Genomic DNA, 19367 nt, shown 5'->3' on the forward strand with positions numbered 1-19367 from the left:
GCCCATGTCCCTCTATCATTTCCAGACCGTCAAACACCTGGTCCACGGCGCCGGCGCCCTGGATCAGCTCGGCGACAAGCTCGCCCTCCTCGATGTCCCGCTGCGCCGCGTGGTGCTAGTTACCCAGAACGCCATGCATGGCCTGGGCGTGACCGAGCGCGTCAAGGCGCAACTGGCCGCCCGCGACATCGACGTGGCCGTGATCGACAACGTCGAGATCGAGCCGACCCTTGAGAACATCGAGCAGGTCTTTCGCGAACAGGTCTCGCCGCGCCAACCGGACGCCCTGCTCGCCATCGGCGGCGGCTCGGTGCTGGATGCCGCCAAGCTGTTCGCGGTCATGCTCACCAACGAGCAGTCGCTCAGATCCATGCTCGGCATCGACCAGGTCGCCCGCGCCGGGCTGCCCACCGTGCTGGTCCCGACCACCGCCGGCACCGGCTCGGAAGTGACGCCCAATGCCATCGTCACCCTGCCCGACGAAGAGTTGAAAGTGGGCGTGGTCAGCCGCCACCTGCTGCCCGCCCTGGTGCTGCTCGATCCGCTGCTGACCCTGAGCCTGCCCAAGGCCATCACCGCGGCTACCGGGATGGACGCCTTCACCCATTCCCTGGAATCCTTCATCTCCAACAAGGCCAACCCGGTCAGCGATACCTTTGCCCTGGAGTCCATGCGCCTGATCGCCGGCAGCATCGTCGAGGCCTACCAGCAACCGGACTCGGTGGGTGCCCGCAGCGACATGCTGCTCGGCTCCACCTACGGCGGCGTGGCTCTGACCGCGGCCGGCACCGCTGCTGTCCATGCCCTCGCCTACCCCCTGGGCGGCAAGTTCCACGTCACCCACGGCGTGGCCAACGCCATGCTGCTGCCCCACGTCATGGCCTTCAACCTGGACAGCTGCGCGCCGCGCCTGAAGCGCGCGGCCGTGGTCTGCGGTCTGGCCCGCGAGGAAGACAGCAATGAGGCCGCCGCGCACAAGCTGATCGAGCAGATCGCCGCCTGGACCGCCACCCTGGAGATCCCCCAGGACCTGGCCGCCTTCGGCGTGCGTGAGGAGCACCTGCCAGACATGGCGGTGGCGGCCTCCAAGGTCACCCGGCTGATGGTCAACAATCCCAAGCCGCTGAGCCTGGACGACATCCAGGCGCTGTACCGGCGGTTGCTGCCATGACCCGCCTGCTGATCCTGGCCGACGACCTCAGCGGCGCCGCCGACTGCGCCCTCGGCTTCGCCAAGGCTCAGGCGACCCGGGTGCTGCTCGACGCCGAGGCCCTGGATGCCCAGGCACCGGTGACGGCACTGGACCTGGACAGCCGTCGCCTGGACGCGCGCGCGGCCGCCGCGCGCCACGCCGCCCTGCTCGGGCACCCGGCGTTGGCGGGCGCCGCGCTCTACAAGAAGATCGACTCCACCCTGCGTGGCAATGTCGCCGCCGAGGTGGCGGCCCTCATCCCGCGCGGCCTGGCCCTGGTTGCGCCCGCCTACCCGGCACTGGGCCGCACGACTCAGGGTGGTATCCAGTACCTGGACGGCGTACCGGTCGATCAGACCGATGTCTGGCGCAACGAGGGACTGACTGGCAGTGCCGACCTGGTCGCCCAGCTGACCGATCACGGCATCAGCTGTGCGCGGCTGGACCTCGCCACTCTTCGTCAGCCGGTGGCCCTGGCCGCCGCTCTGCGCCGCGCGCTGGACAGTGGCCTGCCCGCGCTGGTCTGCGACGCCGAGCGGCAAACGGACCTGGAGGCACTGGCCCGGGCTTCCGCGCCCGTGGCGCAGCAGCTGTTCTGGGTCGGCTCCGCAGGCCTGGCCGAGGCGCTGCCCGCTGCCCTGGGCCTAACCGGCCACACCGCACTGCGCCCCCAGGGCGACGGCCCGATCCTCACGGTGGTGGGCAGCATGTCACGACACTCCCAGGCCCAGGCCGAGCGGCTGGTGGCGGGGAGCGGCCAACACTGGCAGCGGCTGGCCCCTGCCTGGCTGCTGGAGCCGCAGCGCGCCACCGAGCGTACCGCGCTGGCCGCAGCCCTCGCTCGGCAGCTCGCCCGCGGCGAAGACGTCCTGGTGAGCCTTGACCAGCAGGCCCGCGACCCGCGCCAGGCCGTGACCCTGAGCCAGGCCCTGGCCGAACTGCTGCAGCCCGCACTGCAGGAAGCCGCTGCCGTCATGGCCACCGGTGGCGAGACCGCACGCGCCCTGCTCGCCCAGTCCGGCATCACGGCGCTGGACCTGCACGGCGCCCTCGCCCCGGGCGTGGCGCTGGCCAGCACCCGCTGGCGTGGTCGCGCCCTGCGGGTAGTGACCAAGGCCGGCGGCTTTGGCCAATCCGACACCCTCCTCGACGCCTGGCGCCACCTGCGCGCCAGCCTACCCGCACAGGCCGCCATGGCCTCCCTGCAGAAGGAAGCCCACCATGTCTGAACGTCCCGTCATCGGCATCACCATGGGTGACGCCACCGGCGTCGGTCCCGAGATCATCATGAAGTCCCTGGCCCACGCCTCGGTCTACGACAGCTGTCGCCCGCTGGTCATTGGCGACGCGGGTCGCCTGGAGGATGCCAATCGCATCGTCGGCGGCCGCCTGCAGATCAACGCCATCGAGCGTCCCGATCAGGCGCGCTTCCAGCCCGGCGTGGTGGATTGCATCGACCTCGGGCTGATTCCCGCCGACCTGCCCTACGGCAAGCTGTCCGCCCTGGCCGGCGACGCCGCCTATCGCTACATCGAACGCACCGTGCAGCTCACCTCCGCCGGTGAACTCGATGCCATCTGCACCGCCCCGCTGAACAAGGAAGCGCTGCACGCGGGCGGCCATATCTTTCCGGGCCACACCGAGCTACTGGCGCACCTCACCGGCACCGAGGAGGTGTCGATGATGCTGATGACGCCGATCCTCAAGGTCATCCACGTCACCACCCACATCGGCATCATCGATGCCATCGCGCGCATCGAGCCGGGTCTGGTCAAGCGCACCATCGAACGCGCCCACGCCACCCTGCATCGGGCCGGCATCCAGGATCCCCTGATCGCCGTCTGCGGTATCAACCCGCATGCCGGTGAGAACGGCCTGTTCGGCTACGGGGAAGAAGAAACCAAGATCCAGCCGGCCATCGACGAGCTGCGCGCCCGTGGCTGGCGCGTGGAAGGCCCACTGCCTGCGGACACCCTGTTCTTCCGCGCCGGTCGCGGCGATTTCGACTGCGTGGTGGCCATGTACCACGACCAGGGCCACGGGCCGGTCAAGGTCATGGGCCTGGAGGCGGGCGTCAATGTCACCGTCGGCCTGCCGGTGATCCGCACCTCGGTGGACCACGGCACCGCCTTCGACATCGCCGGCAAGGGCATCGCCGACGAGCGCAGCCTCATCGAGGCGTTGCGCCAGGCCACCGAACTCGCCAGCCGGCATCGCGCCAGCCAGGCCGCCATCGCCTGAGGAGTACCGCTTTTCCCGTAACGCCAGTGCTATCCAACAACAACAAACGGAGTCACTCGCATGCAAACGTTCGACGTGCAAAGCACCGCCATCATCATCGGGATGGTGGTGGCCTACATCCTCTTCACCACCTGGCTCAGCATCCGCCTGCGCAGCCGTACCAGCGGCGAATTCATGGTGGCCGCGCGCAGCATGCCGGCCTTCGTGGTGGGCATCCTGATGATGTCGGAATTCATCGGCGCCAAGTCCACGGTGGGCACCGCCCAGGCGGCCTTCGAAAGCGGTTTCTCCGCCTCCTGGTCGGTGATCGCTGCGGCCATCGGCTTTCCGCTGTTCGGCCTGCTGATGGCGCGAAAGCTCTATGCCTCCGGCGAATTCACCATCTCCGGTTTCATCGCCCAGAAGTACGGCCTGTCCACCAAGCTGATGGTGTCGATCATCATGATCTACGCCCTCTTGCTGGTGAACGTGGGCAACTACGTCAGCGGCGCGGCGGCCATCGCCACGGTGCTCAAGATCAACCTGCCCACCGCGGCCTTCATCACTGCCATCGTCAGTACCCTGTACTACGTCTTCGGCGGGCTGAAGAGCGTGGCCTACGTCAGCATCCTGCACACCTCGGTCAAGTACGTGGGCGTGCTCATCGTCCTGGGCGTGGCCCTGCACATGACCGGTGGCTTCACCCCGGTCATGCAGAACATGCCGGAGCACTACTTCACCTGGGACGGCGCCATTGGCGGCAGCAAGATCTTCGCCTGGATCATCGGTACCGTCGGAGCGATCTTCTCCACCCAGTTCATCATCCAGGCGATCTCCTCGACCAAGGATGCGCGCGCCGCGCAACGCTCCACCTTCCATGCCTCGCTGCTGTGCATCCCCATCTCCCTGGCGCTGGGCTTCATCGGGGTCGCGTCCAAGTACCTGCACCCGGAGATGAGCAGTCTCTACGCCCTGCCGGTCTTCCTGCAGTCGATGCACCCGGTGCTGGCTGGGGTGGTGACCATTTCCCTGGTCGCCTCCATCTTTGTCAGCGTCAGCACCGTGGCCCTGGCCATCGCCTCGCTGGTGGTAAGGGACTTCTATGTGCCGCTGCGCAAGCCGACGCCAGAACGTGAATTCAAGGCCACCCGGGTGATCTCCCTGATCATCGGCTTCGTGCCGCTGTTCTTCGTGTTCTTCGTCCCCGAGATCCTGAACCTGTCGTTCTTCACCCGCGCACTGCGCCTGTCCATCGCGGTGATCGCCATGATCGCGATCTACCTGCCGCTGTTCGCCACCAACCGCGGCGCGACCCTGGGCCTGCTGGCCTCGACCATCACCACCAGCGTCTGGTATCTGCTGGGCAATCCCTATGGCATCGACAACATGTACGTTGCCCTGGTGACGCCCGCCATCGTCGTGGTCATCGAACGGCTCTTCCCCCAGTCCGCCGCCAAAGCCGCCCCTGCCGAGGTCCCCCATGCCAACCACTGAAATCGCCATCGCCGGTCGCCAGGACAGCTTCCTGCCAACGCCCTATCCGCAGAACCACGCCGCCAACCTGCTGGCTCAGCCTGACGGCACCCTGCTGTGCACCTGGTTCGCCGGCACCCAGGAAGGCAAGGCCGACATCTCGGTGCTGCTGAGCCGCCGCGACCCGGAGATCGGTACCTGGAGCGAGCCCGTGCAGCTGTCGGACGACCCGACTCGCTCCGAGCAGAATCCCATCCTGTTCCAGGCGCCAAATGGCCCGCTGTGGCTGCTGTGGACCGCCCAGGTGGCCGGCAACCAGGACACCGCCATCGTCAGGCGTCGGCTGTCCACCGATGGCGGCCAAAGCTGGGGCGCCATCGAGACCCTGATCGACACCCTAGGGACCTTCGTTCGCCAGCCGCCGGTGGTGCTCTCAAACGGCGACTGGCTGCTGCCGATCTTCCACTGCATCGCCCGCCCCGGCGAGAAATGGGTGGGCAGCCATGACACCAGCGCCGTGCTGATTTCCAGCGACCAGGGCCGCAGCTGGACCGAGCATGCGGTACCGGAGAGCACCGGCTGCGTGCACATGAATATCCAGCTGCTGGGGGATGGCAGCCTGCTGGCACTGTTCCGCAGTCGCTGGGCCGACTTCATCCACGCCAGCCGCTCCCAGGACGGCGGTCGCAGCTGGAGCGCCCCCACCCCGACGGCCCTGCCCAACAACAACTCCTCCATCCAGTTCGTGCGCCTCGCCAGCGGCGAACTGGTGGTGGCCTACAACCCCACCAGCGCCGCCGAGTACAGCGAACGCCGCGCCTCGCTCTACGACGAGATCGACGATGGCGACAGCCGCGTCGATCCGGTAGCAAAGGACGGCGAGCGCAGCGCCATCTGGGGCGTACCACGCGGCCCCATGAGCCTGGCCGTGTCTACGGACGAGGGTCAAAGCTGGCGGCGCCTGGATGTCGAGGCCGGCGATGGCTATTGCCTGACCAACAACTCCACCGAGAAGCTCAATCGCGAGTATTCCTACCCGAGCCTGGTGCAGGCGGCCGATGGGGATGTGCACCTGGCCTTCACCTACTTCCGCCAACGCATCAAGCACGTCCGCCTGCCGCTGGCCGCGCTGCGTTAGAGGAGACGGCGATGACAACTCAGTCTCATGCCCTGGTGACCGGCGTCAGCTCCGGCATCGGCGCCGCCATCACCCAGCGGCTGCTCGCCGAGGGCTGGCGGGTGACGGGCCTCAGCCGTCGCCCGCCGGAACAGCCCCATCCGGCGCTGACCTGGATCGGCGTCGACCTGGCCGATGCCCAGGCGCTGGATACCGTGCTGGCCAACATCGGCCCGCTGGACGCCCTCGTCCACGCCGCCGGCTTCATGCGCACCGCGCCGCTGGGCGCCCTGGACCCGGCCGATGGCGCTGCCATGTGGCACCTCCACGTCGCCGTGGCCAGCCGCCTGGTGGATCGCCTGATCGAGCGCCTCGCCGCAGGCGGCCGTATCGTGTTGATCGGCAGCCGCACCATGCAGGGCGCGGCCGGACGCAGCCAGTACGCCGCCACCAAGGCAGCCCTGGTCGGCCTGGTACGCTCCTGGGCGCTGGAGTTGGCCGCGCGTGGCATCACCGTGAACCTGGTGGCGCCCGGGGCGACCGAGACGCCTATGCTGCGTGATCCGGGTCGTGCCGGCACACCGCCGCGGCTGCCGCCGCTGGGACGCTACGTGCAGCCCGAAGAGGTCGCGGGCCTGACCGCCTTCCTGCTCGGCCCGGATGCCGGCGCCCTCACCGGCCAGACGCTGACGGTCTGCGGCGGCGCCTCGCTGTGATGTGGGGGAAGCACGACTGCGCTAGAGTAGCGCGGTCTTTCCCGATGGATTCCCCATGAAGGTCGCCAAACGTCGCCAGGCCATCCTCGAACTGGTTCTGGCCGGTCACACCAATGTCGAAACCCTGTGCCGGCATCTGGAGGTGTCGGAAGCCACGGTCCGCCGCGACCTGACTGCCCTCGCGGAAGAGGGCCAGATCCTGCGCACCTACGGTGGGGCGACCCATATCGGCACCCGTGAGCCCGAGCCGTCGCTGGAGCAACGCAGCAACCAGTCCGGTCCGGAAAAGGCCCTGCTTGCCCGCGCCGCCCTCGCCCATATCAACGACCACGACACCCTGGTGCTGGACGGCGGCACCACCACCGCCGCCCTGGCCAAGCTGCTCAACGAAAGACGCGGCCTGCACGTCATCACCAACAACCTGCTGGCGGTGCCGATGCTGCGCGATCTGCCGGAAGGCCACGTCACCCTGCTCGGCGGCGACCTCCGCCCCGGCAGCATGTCCACCTTCGGCCCGGCGGCCTTCACCATGCTCGAGCGGTTGTCGGCCGACAAGGTCTTCCTCAGCGCCGACGGCGTCGTCGCCGGCCGCGGCCTCTGTGAGGCCAGCACCGAGCAGGCCTATCTCAAGGAGCTGATGATCCAGCAAGCCGCGGAAGTCTTCGTCCTCGCCGACTCGACCAAGCTCGGCCGTGATCGTCAGCAACACTGGACGCCGCTCAAAACGGACTGGACGCTAATTACCGATGCTACGGCGACCGACGTCCTGAACCCCTTCAGGCAGCAGGCACTGGTTCGGGTAGAGACCATTTCCTGACAGAGAGGGCAATGTCTATTCACATGGCAGACATCACCACAGAACGATTAGCCTACGCATCGAAAAATTCGCGTGCCACTAGCTTCCCTCCCTAGATCAAGACCTGATAGGGCCTCGGCTACAGCGAAGTCATGTCCGGTGACTTGCACAACGACAATGCCTCAAAGTTGCCGAATATCACTCCCATAGGCACTGATTATCTAGCTAGTAGTCATAACCCTTGCACACATACGAGGAGACCACATGGCTATCAATGCAGAACTCAAAGCTGAAATCTTGCGCCGCCTGTATCACTCGCATCCATCGGGCCTGGGTAGTGAAATTCTCGATAACCATCACGGCGAAGATGCCGTTATGGACGTTCTTCAGGACCTGCAAGAGCATGGACTGATTCATAAGGGCAACGTCCACGTCGACGCTCAAGGCGATCGCTCTTTGGTGCTACCGATAAAGCTCACCTCTGCTGGAGCAGATGCCGCTAAGAACGCTGAATGACATTAGGAGGCCCAGTACTAACGCTGGGCCTTCCTATTTTTATTAGCTAGTCCAAAGCAGCGGCTGGCCCGGAAGCAGGTTGGATTATGCTTTAGGCTGTGGTCGAGGCGCGTATCCCGCAAAGGGCAGTCAAGATCGAATAAGCTGCCACAGGCGATAGTGAGAACATCTGCGCAGGTAATGCCGAGCTCAACTGAGCTGGATGTCTCTATACGTCATTACCAATGAGCAGGCGGGGTGGAAGACTCAGTAAGGTAGGTATGCTTGTAACCAGCAATACCCTTGCAGCAACACGGTCAAAAGCTACCAGGAGCCCTACCCAGCGAATCGCCAGCTGATTTTGATTCTATTTTGGCTTGGTTCCAGAAACGAAAAAGGCCCAAGCCACTAAGTGCTTGAGCCTTCTCGTTAATTTGGTCGGGACGGAGTGATTCGAACACTCGACCCCTTGCACCCCATGCAAGTGCGCTACCAGGCTGCGCTACGCCCCGACTGTGTTCCTCTAGGGAACGGCGTGCATCTTACTGCAACACTTTGATTAATGGAAGCTTTTTTTCACTTTTTCAGTACGACGAGGACTTCTTCGAGTTCGCTGATCATCTGGCGGATGAGCTGGTGGTACTGCGAACCCTCATCGCGGGTCTCGTCGCCCTGGGTGAGACGCTGGCGCGCCCCGCCGATGGTGAAGCCTTCGTTGTACAGCAGAGAGCGGATCTGACGGATCATCAGCACGTCGTGACGCTGGTAATAGCGCCGGTTACCGCGGCGCTTCACCGGGTTCAGCTGGGGAAATTCCTGCTCCCAGTAGCGCAGCACGTGCGGTTTGACCAGGCAAAGGTCGCTCACCTCACCGATGGTGAAGTAGCGCTTGCCTGGTATGACCGGCAGTTCGTCGTTATGACTTGGTTCCAGCATAGGCCTCGACCCTGGCTTTGAGTTTCTGCCCGGGGCGGAAGGTCACCACACGGCGTGCCGTGATGGGTATCTCCTCCCCTGTCTTGGGATTGCGTCCGGGGCGCTGGCGCTTGTCGCGCAGGTCGAAGTTGCCGAAACCGGATAACTTGACCTGCTCGTTGCTTTCGAGCGCATGACGAATTTCTTCGAAGAACAGTTCGACCAATTCCTTGGCTTCACGTTTGTTCAGACCGAGCTCTTCAAACAGACGTTCGGCCATCTCAGCTTTCGTCAGGGCCCCCATGCGCTATTTCCTTAACGTGGCGTTGAACCTTCTTTCCAGAGAAACGAGGATTTTCTGCGTCGTTTCGTTGACTTCTTCATCGGTTAATGTGCGCGATGGATGTTGCAAGGTCAAGCCGATGGCGACGCTTTTTCTATGTGGATCAATACCTTTGCCTTGGTAGACGTCGAACAGACGCAGTTCCTTGAGGCCTTCTCCGGCGTTTCCGCGGATGTCGGCCAAGAGGTCGCCTGCGGCGACGGCTTCGTCCACCACCAGTGCCAGGTCACGCCGCACTTCCGGGAAGCGCGACAGCTCGCCAAAGCGCGGCAGGCTGCCGGTGGTCAGGGCATCCAGTGCCAGCTCGAAGAGGAACACCGGGCGATCCACGTCCAGCTCGCGCGCCACTTCCGGGTGCAGGGCGCCCAGGTAGCCAACTGGCTGCCCTGCCCTTTCGATCAGCGCGGTCTGCCCCGGGTGCAACGCCGGATGCTCGCCTGTGACGAAGCGGAAGTCGCTACCCGCACCGGACTGAGCCAGCAGCGCCTCGACATCGGCCTTGACGTCGAAGAAGTCCACCGCCTCACGTCCGGACGACCAGCTCTCCGGCAGGCGCGAACCGCAGACGGCGCCAGCCAGGACGTTTTCCTGCACCAGGCCTTCCAGCTGACCAACGAATCTCAGCCCCGACTCGAACAGCCGGACGCGGTCCTGCTGACGGTTGAGGTTGTACTGCACGGCCTTGACCAGGCCCGGCCACAGCGACGAGCGCATGGCGGCCATGTCGGTGGAGATGGGGTTGGCCAGCATCACCGGCTGGGCCTCAGGGGCGAACAGCCGGAAGGTCTTTTCGTCGATGAAGCTGTAGGTGATGGCTTCCTGGTAACCGCGGGCCACCAGCAGGCGACGCAATTGGCTCAGCTCGCCCTTGCTTTCAGGCAGGGGTTGCGGCGCCAGACGGGCCTGGGGGAAACGGATCGGCAGCTGGTTGTAACCATAGAGGCGCGCCAGTTCTTCGATCAGGTCCACTTCGATGCTGATGTCGAAGCGGTGGCTGGGTACGCCCACCTGCCAACGACCGGCTTCCAGGCGCGCCACGGCCAGACCCAGGCCGCTGAGCAGACGCTCGACCTGAGCATCGTCCAGGGTCAGACCCAGGACGCGCTCGATGCGCTCGGCGCGCAGCAGGATCGGCTCGACCTGCGGCAGGTGCTCGGCACTGACCGCTTCGATCACCGGACCCGGTTCGCCGCCGACGATATCTAGCAGCAGACGAGTCGCGCGCTCCATGGCCTTGCGTGCCAGTTCGAAGTCCACGCCCCGCTCGAAGCGGTGGGAGGAATCGGTGTGCAGGCCATAGGAGCGAGCCTTGCCGGCAACGGCGATAGTGTCGAAGAAGGCGCTTTCCAAGAACAGATCACGGGTACCGGCGGCGACGCCACTGTGCTCGCCCCCCATAACGCCAGCTATGGCCAGGGCGCGTTCGTGGTCGGCGATCACCAGGGTGTCGTTGCGCAGTTCGATGTCCTGGCCATCCAGCAGTACCAGGCGCTCGCCGGCATCGGCTAGGCGCACGCGGATGCCGCCCTTGATCTGGTCCAGATCGAAGGCATGCATGGGCTGACCCAGTTCGAGCATCACATAGTTGGTGACGTCGACGGCGGCGTCGATGCTGCGCACGCCGCTGCGGCGCAGGCGCTCGACCATCCAGTCCGGCGTCGGACGGGACAGGTCGACGTTCTTGACCACGCGACCCAGGTAGCGCGGGCAGGCCTGCTGAGCCATCACCTCGACCGGACGGGTCTCCTGGTGCGTAGCCGCTACGGCCTCGACCTGCAGGGGCTCGACGGTGGCGTTGTACAGGGCACCCACTTCCCGCGCCAGACCGGCGATGGACAGGCAGTCACCACGGTTGGGCGTCAGGTCGACGTCGATGATGGCGTCATCCAGCTGCAGGTAGCTGCGGATGCTCTCGCCCACCGGCGCGCCGGCCGGCAGCTCCAGCAGGCCGCTGTTGTCGTCACTAATCTGCAGTTCGCTGGCCGAGCAGAGCATGCCGTGAGATTCCACGCCGCGCAGCCTGGCCTTCTTGATAGTGAAGTCACCGGGTAGCGTGGCGCCGACGGTGGCGAAAGGCACCTTCAGGCCCGCGCGCACATTGGGTGCACCACAGACCACCTGGAAAGACTCCTGACCGTTGCTGACCTGGCAGACGTTGAGCTTGTCGGCATCGGGATGGCGCTCGACGGAAACCACCTCGCCGACGATGACGCCCTGGAAGCGCCCGGCCGCCGCTTCGACGCCGTCCACTTCCAGGCCGGCCATGGACAGCCGGGCAACCAGATCCTCGTGCGTAGCCGCAGGGTTCACCCAGCTACGCAGCCATTGTTCACTGAATTTCATAGGACTCCCGTCTGGCAGCTAGCGGAATTGCGCCAGGAAGCGCAGATCGTTGTCGAAGAAGAGGCGCAGGTCGTTGACCCCGTAGCGCAGCATGGCCAGGCGCTCGGCGCCCATGCCAAAGGCGAAGCCCTGGTACTTCTCCGGATCGATGCCGGCCATGCGCAGGACGTTGGGATGGACCATGCCGCAGCCCAGCACCTCGAGCCAGCGCGAAGCCGGTTCGCCGTCGCGGCTCGGACGGCGGATGTCCACCTCGGCCGATGGCTCGGTGAAGGGGAAGTAGGAGGGACGGAAGCGGACTTCCAGCTCTTCCTCGAAGAATTCGCGCAGGAAAGTCACCAGGGTGCTCTTGAGGTCGGCGAAGCTGACTTCCTCGTCGATCACCAGGCCTTCGACCTGATGGAACATCGGCGAGTGGGTCTGATCGCTGTCGCAGCGGTACACGCGACCCGGGCAGATGATGCGGATCGGCGGCTGCTGGCTCTCCATGGTGCGGATCTGCACCGGCGATGTGTGGGTGCGCAGCAGCATGTTGGCGTTGAAGTAGAAGGTGTCGTGCATCGCCCGTGCCGGGTGGTGGCCGGGGATGTTGAGCGCTTCGAAGTTGTGGTAGTCGTCTTCGATTTCGGGACCGGTGGCGACGCCATAGCCGATGTTGGCGAACAGGCGCTCGATACGCTCCAGGGTGCGGGTGACGGGATGCAGGCCACCGGAGGCCTGACCACGCCCGGGCAGGGTCACGTCGATGCGTTCCGCGGCGAGGCGAGCGGCCAGGGCGGCCTGCTCCAGCGTCGCCTTGCGGCTGTTGATTGCGTCCTGGACACGTTCCTTGGCGGCGTTGATCAGCGCGCCAGCCTGGGGACGCTCCTCCGCCGTGAGGTGGCCCAGGGTCTTCATGATCTGGGTCAGTTCACCCTTCTTGCCCAGGTAATTGACCCGGAGCTGTTCCAGGGCATTGGTGTCTTCGGTGTGCCGCACGGCCTCCAGTGCTTGGGAGACCAGCGCATCCAGGTTTTCCATCTAGGGACTCCAGATACAAAATAGGGGAAGAGCTATGAGGCTCTTCCCCTATTGATAACGTTGCTTCGCGCCAGGGGCGCGAGATTGCCGGGGGGCTTAAGCCAGCGAAGCTTTAGCTTTCTCGACAATCGCAGCAAACGCCGCTTTTTCGTTCACGGCCAGATCGGCCAGTACCTTACGGTCGATCTCGATGGCCGCTTTCTTCAGGCCGGCGATCAGACGGCTGTAGGACAGACCGTTGATACGAGCACCAGCGTTGATACGAGCGATCCACAGAGCGCGGAACTGACGCTTCTTCTGGCGGCGGTCACGGTAGGCGTATTGGCCTGCCTTGATTACCGCTTGCTTAGCGACGCGGAAGACGCGCGAACGGGCACCGTAGTAGCCTTTGGCGAGCTTCAGGATTTTCTTGTGACGGCGACGAGCGATGACGCCACGCTTAACACGAGCCATGGGTAACTTCCTTTAAATTCTTGACCAGGATTAACGAAGGCGCAGCATGCGCTCGACCTTTTGGACGTCGGATGCATGCATCAGCGACGTACCGCGCAGCTGACGCTTACGCTTGGTGGTCATCTTGGTCAGAATGTGGCTCTTGAAAGCGTGCTTGTGCTTGATGCCACCAGCAGTTTTCACGAAGCGCTTCGCAGCGCCGCTTTTGGTTTTCATCTTTGGCATGTTCGGATACTCCGCATTGAGTGATTACGCATAACAGCAAGGCCTGCCAGTGCCCTGGTAGTTACTTTTTCTTCTTGGGGGCGATGACCATGATGAGTTGACGTCCTTCCATCTTAGGATGCTGCTCAACGGCGCCGTGTTCGACGAGGTCTGCTTCGACCCGCTTCAACAGCTCCATGCCCAGCTCCTGGTGGGCCATCTCCCGGCCGCGGAATCTCAACGAGACCTTGGCCTTGTCCCCCTCGGTTAGGAAACGTACCAGGTTGCGTAGTTTTACCTGGTAATCCCCTTCTTCCGTCCCTGGACGAAACTTGATTTCTTTGACCTGAGCCTGCTTCTGGTTCTTCTTCGCCGCCGCGACTTGCTTCTTCTTCTCGAAGACGTGCTTGCCGTAGTCCATGATCCGGCAGACCGGGGGTACGGCGTCGGCGGTGATTTCCACCAGATCCAGCTTGGCGTCTTCAGCAGCCTGCAGGGCCTCCTGGATGGAGACGATGCCTACTTGCTGACCATCGGCGCCAATAAGGCGAACTTCCCGGGCGGTGATATTTTCGTTGATCGGTGCCCGGGGTGCGGCTCGCTTGTCTTGTCTCATGTCACGCTGCTTGATAGTGATTACTCCGAATCTTGCCGGCCACGCCGGGAAACCGCTTGCGTGAGCAGCTCGCGGAAACGCTCGACGGGCATGGAGCCCAGATCTACGCCTTCACGGGTACGCACGGCAACGGATCGTGTCTCAACCTCCCGGTCTCCAATAACCAGGAGATAGGGAACCTTGAGCAAAGTATGCTCGCGGATTTTAAAGCCGATCTTCTCGTTTCTCAAGTCGGCTTTGGCCCGGAAGCCCTCAGCGTTCAATTCGCCGACGACCTGCTGGGCGAAATCGGCCTGTTTGTCGGTGATATTGAGTACCACCGCCTGAGTCGGAGCAAGCCAGGCCGGGAATAGACCGGCATAGTGCTCGATGAGCATGCCGATGAAGCGCTCGAAGGAACCGAGGATGGCACGGTGCAGCATCACCGGGCGCTGACGACTGTTGTCCTCGGAGATGTAGCTGGCGTCGAGGCGCTCCGGCAGGTTGGGATCGTACTGCAGGGTACCACACTGCCAGTTACGCCCCAGGCAGTCCTTGAGGGTGAATTCGATCTTGGGCCCGTAGAAGGCGCCCTCGCCCGGCTGGTATTCCCACTCCAGACCCGAGGCGTCCAGGGCATCGGCCAGCGCCTTCTCGGCGCGATCCCACAGCTCTTCGGAACCGACGCGCTTGGCCGGTCGGGTGGAGAGCTTCATGATCACGTCGGTGAAGCCGAAGTCGGCATAGACCTGCAGAGTCAGCTTGATGAAGTCGGCCGCTTCCTTCTCTACCTGCTCTTCGGTACAGAAGATGTGGGCGTCGTCCTGGGTGAAGCCGCGTACGCGCATGATGCCGTGCAGGGCGCCGGACGGCTCGTTGCGGTGGCAGGCACCGAACTCGGCCAGGCGCAGCGGCAGGTCGCGGTAGGACTTCAGACCCTGGTTGAACACCTGCACGTGGCAGGGGCAGTTCATTGGCTTGACCGCGAAGTCACGGTTTTCCGACGCCGTGGTGAACATGTTCTCGGCGTAGTTGGACCAGTGACCCGAGCGCTCCCAGAGGATGCGATCGACCACCTGGGGCGTCTTGATCTCCTGGTAGCCGTGGTCGCGCTGGACCTTACGCATGTACTGCTCGAGCACCTGGTAGACGGTCCAGCCATTGGCGTGCCAGAACACCATGCCGGGCGCTTCTTCCTGCAGGTGGAAGAGATCGAGCTGCTTGCCGATGCGGCGATGGTCGCGTTTCTCGGCTTCCTCGATGCGCTGGATGTAGGCCGCCAGCTGCTTCTTGTCCGCCCAGGCGGTGCCATAGATACGCTGCAGCTGCTCGTTCTTGGCGTCGCCACGCCAGTAGGCGCCGGACAACTTGGTCAGCTTGAACGCCTTGAGGAAGCGGGTGTTGGGCACGTGCGGGCCCCGGCACATGTCGACGTATTCCTCGTGGTAGTACAGGCCCATGGCCTGCTCCTCGGGCATGTCGTCGATCAGGCGCAGCTTGTACTCCTCACCCCGGGCCTTGAACACCTCGATGACTTCGGCGCGCGGCGTCATCTTCTTGATGACGTCGTAGTCCTTGTCGATCAGCTCGCGCATCCGCGTCTCGATGGCCGAGAGGTCATCCAGGGTAAAGGGACGCTCGAAGGAGATGTCGTAGTAGAAGCCTTCGTCGATCACCGGGCCAATGACCATCTTGGCGGTCGGGAACAGCTGCTTGACCGCATGACCCACCAGGTGAGCGCAGGAGTGGCGGATGATCTCCAGACCGTCCTCGTCCTTGGCGGTGATGATCTGCAGGTTGGCATCCTGCTCGATGAGATCGCTGGCATCGCGCAGCTGGCCGTCGACGCGACCGGCAATGGTGGCCTTGGCAAGACCGGCACCAATGGACTGGGCGACTTCGGCTACGGTGACGGGCTTGTCGAATGGACGTTGGCTACCGTCGGGGAGAGTAATGACAGGCATGGCGCCTCCTCAACTCAGTGGTGACCCATACCAAGGGCCACATGGTGGGATTGGCCAGTAAGCAGCCGCACCGCTGGAAATCCCGCCGCACAGTGGCAGGGCCGCAAGGCATTCCGGGCGACGCGAAAGGATCACTGGAAAGTTTGGGACGGAAATCCTTTCAGAAACTGAGACCTAGCGCAACCTCGCAAGGGACGGTTGCCCGCTCAACGTGCCACGTTGGGATACTTCTTGAGGAACTGCTTCTGCATTTCCTGGCAGTTTTCCATCAGCGCCTGGCGATCGGCCGGCGAGGTGTCCGCGGCATTGGCCCGCGCCAGGCACTGGTCGATGGCCTGCTGCTCGTTGGCGCGGCTGACCGGCGTGGCATTGTGGCGATAGACGTAGATGATGGAGCCGAAGACCACGACCGCGAACAGGATCGACAGCAGGATCAACCCCAGGCAACCACCCTTGCCGATCTGCCGGCCTTCACCACCCTGCGTCATCATTCGCTCCTCGTTGTGGCAGGCCCTGCTCGCGCCTGGCGAAGCAACGAAGCCCAAGAAAAATCGTCCGTCAGTCTACGTGAAAACCCAGGGCCTCACGACCGAGACAAGCGGTCACACCCCTATTCGAATGATCCACGGAAGACCGACGTGGACTTAAGAAAAGTTTTACCGCGCAAAACAAACTTATGCCGGACTCGATCAAATACTCACCTTGATTAATTCGCAGCAAGATCACCCAGATTAGCCATGCAAACTCGTTCAGCAGCCATTCAAGAAAGCCCCGCTTTTATTAATCCAGTGTTAAGCGATACGGCGGAGTATCGACTCCAGGCACTGCAGAACCTGGTTCTGGTACCTGAGCGATAGCCTTACTTCAATTGCATATCCGCTGGAGGCAGCAAATGAACGTCAAGAATAAACTGGCAAAGAGCATGCTGGTCGTCGCCATCGTAGCCGCCTGCTCGTCTGCGGCCATCGCCGCAAACCAAGCCCCCTCGGCAAACGAGCTGGGCAGCTTCCAGGCCCTGTCCACCCAGGGGCAACGGGCCTTCACCGACATCTCCGCGGCACGCCTGGAGCTCTTCCAGGGGCAAACGAAGCAAGCGGTGTCCCATGTCAAGGACGCCCAGCAGGCACTCAAACTTGCGCAGTCGGATAATACCGCGCTGAAAAAAGCCGCGAGTGAATTACAGGTCAAGGATAATCAGGGCAAGGCCGATACCAGTACCACCGTAACCTCCTGGTTACCTATCTGGGGCGATACCGTGGTGCAGGACAGCTATATGGCCAGCCCGCAGAAAGTTAAGGCAGTGGCCGATGCCAATAACAAACTCAAACATGGCGACGCCAAGGGTGCTGCGGAAACCCTGCGCCTGGCCGATGTGGATATCGATGCGGCCATTGCCCTGGCACCGCTCAAGCAGACCATGACGGACGTCGACCAGGCGGCCAAGCAACTGGCCAGCGACAAGTTCTATGAAGCCAACCTGACGCTCAAGCAGGCTCAGGATGGCGTGCGCTACGCCTCGACGGCCCTGGACTTCACGGCGAACAAACACGGGCTGCAGCCGGCGGGCTCCTTCACCGAGACCGTTACCCCGAGCAGCTGATGGCTTGGGGCGGACAACAGGGCGATCGCGAGATCGCCCGGTTAAACGACTCCATGCCGGGCAAGTCCGCCTCGATCACGGCGTGCAGCATGGGTAATAGAAAGGGCGATCTCTTGGATCGCCCTTTCTATTACCCGCCACCGATGGGAATTTCGTTTTGCCAGGTCCAGCTGATCCCAAACCCATACCCCTCCCCGCATAAGCCTTGGCGAGACCTGTCCACAGCCGCCGGCACCTAAAACTTCAAGGCGCCAAACATGGGCTGCCGCTGCAGGAAAGGCAGTCGGTGTGCAGATGACACCCAGGCCTGTTGGCGCGTTGCAGCTCCACTTCGCCCACAAGTTCGTACAGGCCTTCACCTCCCTGCAGGCAGAGCAACCAAGCCCCGCCGATACCTCCCCGCCAGGCGGCTGCCAACGCTCGGATCAAACATGGCCATCCAGCTCTGCGCATATCGTCCTGAAATGCACGATTGTGCGTAATCTTGCTTAATCATGCATGATCAGCTAACACTGGTATGAGGTGTGATTACCCCTACTGCCGTCTTATTTCGGAGCCTCTCCAATGCAACATGTGCAACTCGCCGCCCAACAGCCTTCGGGAGCGATCGAGCAATGGGCGACCCGCGCCGGCTTCCTCATTGCGGGTTCGGCCATGGCCGCGTGGGCACCCCTGGTGCCCGTCGCCAAGGCGAGGATCGGCGCCGATGATTCGACGCTTGGCCTCCTGCTGCTTTGCCTGGGCCTGGGATCCATTGTCGCGATGCCCATCGTCGGCATCCTCGCCAGCCGCTTCGGATGCCGTGCAGTGATCGCGACCAGCTCGGTGGCACTGGCGCTGGTGCTGCCGCTGCTTGCCGTCGCCGATTCGCTTCTCGGCATGGCCATAGCCCTGGCCCTGTTCGGGGCCAGCGTTGGCGCCCTGGATGTCGCGATCAACATCCAGGCCGTGATGGTCGAGAAGGACAGCGGTCGCAACATGATGTCCGGCTTCCACGGCCTGTTCAGTGTCGGCGGGATCGTCGGCGCCGGCGGCATGAGCGTTCTGCTGGGGGCTGGAATCCAACCGCTGGTTGCGACCCTGGTGTTCAGCGCGTTGTTGATCCTTCTACTCGCGGCCTCAATCAAGGGTCTGCTGCCCTACGGCAATCATGACGCCGGGCATACTCCGCTGTTCACGTTGCCGCGCGGGATCGTCGCCTTCATCGGCCTGCTCTGTTTTCTGATCTTTCTCGGCGAAGGCGCGATCCTGGACTGGAGCGCCCTGTTCCTGATCGATGCCCATGACGTCGCCCCGGCACAGGCCGGCTTTGGTTACACGGTATTCGCGTTGGCCATGACCCTTGGTCGTCTGACCGGGGATTGGATCGTGAAGACGCTGGGCGGCCTGAAAGTGGTCGTAGGCGGCGGCCTACTCGCCGCGGCAGGCTTTCTGATGGCGGTGCTGGCACCCAGCCAGCCCTTTGCCTTCGCAGGCTTTCTGCTCGTTGGCCTCGGAGCCTCCAACATCGTCCCGGTGCTCTTCAGTGCCGCAGGGCGGCAGACCCGGATGCCTCCAAGCCACGCCATTGCCGCGATCACCACCATCGGCTACGCCGGCATTCTCATCGGTCCGGCAGCGATCGGTTTCGTGGCCCAGCATTGGAGTTTGAGTGCAGCGCTGGTGCTGGTGGGGGGCGGGATGGCGTTTGTTGCGCTCACCTGGCCGATGACAGCAAGACAGCAAAATATCTAGCGCTTCACCTTCGCCAGAGCCTGGCAGCCGCTATCGAGCCCTTGGCAACGGCGGAATGGCATAGTCGCCGGTCACTGCTCCTTCTTCCATGCGGATCGAGCACCAGGCTCTCGGCTCAGGCCCCTTCCCAGAGGAACACACCAGACGCCAGGGGATCATGTCGATCCGACAGGGTTTCGCTATCACC

At 63.6% G+C, this 19367-nt stretch carries 19 protein-coding genes and 1 tRNA gene; 10 read left to right on the plus strand and 10 right to left on the minus strand.

Translation table 11 applies throughout. From position 1 onward, the window contains the following. Positions 1–4 precede the first annotated feature (4 nt). The 8 genes from BMZ43_RS02715 (at position 5) to BMZ43_RS02750 (ending at position 8030) form a co-directional block, all read left to right on the plus strand. Complete coding sequence (locus BMZ43_RS02715; protein WP_068385444.1) at positions 5–1171, plus strand: iron-containing alcohol dehydrogenase; 1167 nt, start codon at positions 5–7, stop codon at positions 1169–1171. Then, positions 1168–2421 (plus strand): four-carbon acid sugar kinase family protein, encoded by a 1254-nt coding sequence (locus tag BMZ43_RS02720; RefSeq protein ID WP_068385441.1) that lies wholly within the window; start codon positions 1168–1170, stop codon positions 2419–2421. The genes BMZ43_RS02715 and BMZ43_RS02720 overlap by 4 nt, the downstream gene beginning before the upstream one ends. After that, the gene (pdxA, locus tag BMZ43_RS02725; RefSeq protein WP_068385438.1) at positions 2414–3433 is read left to right on the plus strand and encodes a 4-hydroxythreonine-4-phosphate dehydrogenase PdxA; all 1020 of its coding nucleotides are present in this window, start codon (positions 2414–2416) and stop codon (positions 3431–3433) included. Before BMZ43_RS02720 ends, pdxA begins: the two co-directional genes overlap by 8 nt. Positions 3434–3493: 60 nt before the next feature. Beyond that, positions 3494–4906, plus strand: coding sequence for a sodium:solute symporter family protein (locus BMZ43_RS02730; RefSeq protein WP_068385435.1), 1413 nt, complete (start codon positions 3494–3496; stop codon positions 4904–4906). Next, positions 4893–6023, plus strand: a complete 1131-nt coding sequence (locus tag BMZ43_RS02735) for a sialidase family protein (protein ID WP_093249598.1) — start codon at positions 4893–4895, stop codon at positions 6021–6023. The genes BMZ43_RS02730 and BMZ43_RS02735 overlap by 14 nt, the downstream gene beginning before the upstream one ends. Positions 6024–6034: 11 nt before the next feature. After that, the gene (locus BMZ43_RS02740) at positions 6035–6718 is read left to right on the plus strand and encodes an SDR family NAD(P)-dependent oxidoreductase (protein ID WP_068385429.1); all 684 of its coding nucleotides are present in this window, start codon (positions 6035–6037) and stop codon (positions 6716–6718) included. Between the two features lie 55 nt (positions 6719–6773). After that, a complete protein-coding gene (locus tag BMZ43_RS02745) occupies positions 6774–7535 on the plus strand; it encodes a DeoR/GlpR family DNA-binding transcription regulator (protein ID WP_068385427.1) in 762 nt (253 codons plus the stop codon). Positions 7536–7778: 243 nt separating this feature from the next. Next, on the plus strand, positions 7779–8030 hold the full coding sequence (locus BMZ43_RS02750; protein ID WP_082731546.1) for a hypothetical protein: 252 nt from the start codon (positions 7779–7781) through the stop codon (positions 8028–8030). A 414-nt stretch (positions 8031–8444) separates the two neighbouring features. On the opposite strand, the gene BMZ43_RS02755 is transcribed toward BMZ43_RS02750, so the two are convergent. From BMZ43_RS02755 to BMZ43_RS02800, 10 genes are all read right to left on the minus strand, one after another. Continuing rightward, a tRNA-Pro gene (locus BMZ43_RS02755) sits at positions 8445–8521 on the minus strand. Positions 8522–8585: 64 nt separating this feature from the next. Next, the gene (locus BMZ43_RS02760; protein ID WP_007159195.1) at positions 8586–8945 is read right to left on the minus strand and encodes a MerR family transcriptional regulator; all 360 of its coding nucleotides are present in this window, start codon (positions 8943–8945) and stop codon (positions 8586–8588) included. Then, the gene (gene ihfA, locus BMZ43_RS02765) at positions 8926–9228 is read right to left on the minus strand and encodes an integration host factor subunit alpha (RefSeq protein WP_007159196.1); all 303 of its coding nucleotides are present in this window, start codon (positions 9226–9228) and stop codon (positions 8926–8928) included. The genes BMZ43_RS02760 and ihfA overlap by 20 nt, the downstream gene beginning before the upstream one ends. Positions 9229–9231: 3 nt before the next feature. Continuing rightward, positions 9232–11610: a phenylalanine--tRNA ligase subunit beta gene (gene pheT, locus BMZ43_RS02770; protein WP_068385421.1), complete on the minus strand. Its 2379-nt coding sequence runs from the start codon at positions 11608–11610 to the stop codon at positions 9232–9234. A gap of 18 nt (positions 11611–11628) precedes the next feature. Next, positions 11629–12630: a phenylalanine--tRNA ligase subunit alpha gene (pheS, locus tag BMZ43_RS02775; protein WP_017638834.1), complete on the minus strand. Its 1002-nt coding sequence runs from the start codon at positions 12628–12630 to the stop codon at positions 11629–11631. A 96-nt stretch (positions 12631–12726) separates the two neighbouring features. Then, positions 12727–13083: a 50S ribosomal protein L20 gene (rplT, locus tag BMZ43_RS02780; RefSeq protein WP_007159199.1), complete on the minus strand. Its 357-nt coding sequence runs from the start codon at positions 13081–13083 to the stop codon at positions 12727–12729. 30 nt (positions 13084–13113) lie between these two features. After that, complete coding sequence (rpmI, locus tag BMZ43_RS02785) at positions 13114–13308, minus strand: 50S ribosomal protein L35 (RefSeq protein ID WP_007159200.1); 195 nt, start codon at positions 13306–13308, stop codon at positions 13114–13116. Positions 13309–13369: 61 nt separating this feature from the next. Next, complete coding sequence (gene infC, locus BMZ43_RS02790) at positions 13370–13903, minus strand: translation initiation factor IF-3 (protein ID WP_017638835.1); 534 nt, start codon at positions 13901–13903, stop codon at positions 13370–13372. Positions 13904–13923: 20 nt separating this feature from the next. Next, the gene (gene thrS, locus BMZ43_RS02795; protein ID WP_017638836.1) at positions 13924–15846 is read right to left on the minus strand and encodes a threonine--tRNA ligase; all 1923 of its coding nucleotides are present in this window, start codon (positions 15844–15846) and stop codon (positions 13924–13926) included. A gap of 206 nt (positions 15847–16052) precedes the next feature. Continuing rightward, on the minus strand, positions 16053–16337 hold the full coding sequence (locus BMZ43_RS02800; RefSeq protein ID WP_177323646.1) for a hypothetical protein: 285 nt from the start codon (positions 16335–16337) through the stop codon (positions 16053–16055). A gap of 431 nt (positions 16338–16768) precedes the next feature. Here BMZ43_RS02800 and BMZ43_RS02805 point away from each other — a divergent pair, with 431 nt between their 5' ends. After that, a complete protein-coding gene (locus tag BMZ43_RS02805; protein ID WP_177344761.1) occupies positions 16769–17446 on the plus strand; it encodes a YfdX family protein in 678 nt (225 codons plus the stop codon). A gap of 564 nt (positions 17447–18010) precedes the next feature. After that, positions 18011–19180: an MFS transporter gene (locus BMZ43_RS02810; RefSeq protein ID WP_064306608.1), complete on the plus strand. Its 1170-nt coding sequence runs from the start codon at positions 18011–18013 to the stop codon at positions 19178–19180. The last annotated feature ends 187 nt before the right edge of the window (positions 19181–19367 follow it).

It is taken from the genome of Pseudomonas sp. Snoq117.2 (assembly GCF_900110545.1).
Classification (GTDB): Bacteria; Pseudomonadota; Gammaproteobacteria; order Pseudomonadales; family Pseudomonadaceae; genus Chryseomonas; species Chryseomonas benzopyrenica.

Coding starts and splice junctions, on each gene's coding strand:
- ihfA (WP_007159196.1), bottom strand. CDS start 9,228: ATGGGGGCCCTGACGAAAGCTGAGATGGCCGAACGTCTGTTTGAAGAG.
- BMZ43_RS02715 (WP_068385444.1), top strand. CDS start 5: ATGTCCCTCTATCATTTCCAGACCGTCAAACACCTGGTCCACGGCGCC.
- BMZ43_RS02800 (WP_177323646.1), bottom strand. CDS start 16,337: ATGATGACGCAGGGTGGTGAAGGCCGGCAGATCGGCAAGGGTGGTTGC.
- pheS (WP_017638834.1), bottom strand. CDS start 12,630: ATGGAAAACCTGGATGCGCTGGTCTCCCAAGCACTGGAGGCCGTGCGG.
- BMZ43_RS02730 (WP_068385435.1), top strand. CDS start 3,494: ATGCAAACGTTCGACGTGCAAAGCACCGCCATCATCATCGGGATGGTG.
- rpmI (WP_007159200.1), bottom strand. CDS start 13,308: ATGCCAAAGATGAAAACCAAAAGCGGCGCTGCGAAGCGCTTCGTGAAA.
- BMZ43_RS02720 (WP_068385441.1), top strand. CDS start 1,168: ATGACCCGCCTGCTGATCCTGGCCGACGACCTCAGCGGCGCCGCCGAC.
- thrS (WP_017638836.1), bottom strand. CDS start 15,846: ATGCCTGTCATTACTCTCCCCGACGGTAGCCAACGTCCATTCGACAAG.
- pdxA (WP_068385438.1), top strand. CDS start 2,414: ATGTCTGAACGTCCCGTCATCGGCATCACCATGGGTGACGCCACCGGC.
- BMZ43_RS02745 (WP_068385427.1), top strand. CDS start 6,774: ATGAAGGTCGCCAAACGTCGCCAGGCCATCCTCGAACTGGTTCTGGCC.
- BMZ43_RS02735 (WP_093249598.1), top strand. CDS start 4,893: ATGCCAACCACTGAAATCGCCATCGCCGGTCGCCAGGACAGCTTCCTG.
- BMZ43_RS02740 (WP_068385429.1), top strand. CDS start 6,035: ATGACAACTCAGTCTCATGCCCTGGTGACCGGCGTCAGCTCCGGCATC.
- BMZ43_RS02750 (WP_082731546.1), top strand. CDS start 7,779: ATGGCTATCAATGCAGAACTCAAAGCTGAAATCTTGCGCCGCCTGTAT.
- BMZ43_RS02760 (WP_007159195.1), bottom strand. CDS start 8,945: ATGCTGGAACCAAGTCATAACGACGAACTGCCGGTCATACCAGGCAAG.
- rplT (WP_007159199.1), bottom strand. CDS start 13,083: ATGGCTCGTGTTAAGCGTGGCGTCATCGCTCGTCGCCGTCACAAGAAA.
- pheT (WP_068385421.1), bottom strand. CDS start 11,610: ATGAAATTCAGTGAACAATGGCTGCGTAGCTGGGTGAACCCTGCGGCT.
- BMZ43_RS02810 (WP_064306608.1), top strand. CDS start 18,011: ATGCAACATGTGCAACTCGCCGCCCAACAGCCTTCGGGAGCGATCGAG.
- infC (WP_017638835.1), bottom strand. CDS start 13,903: ATGAGACAAGACAAGCGAGCCGCACCCCGGGCACCGATCAACGAAAAT.
- BMZ43_RS02805 (WP_177344761.1), top strand. CDS start 16,769: ATGCTGGTCGTCGCCATCGTAGCCGCCTGCTCGTCTGCGGCCATCGCC.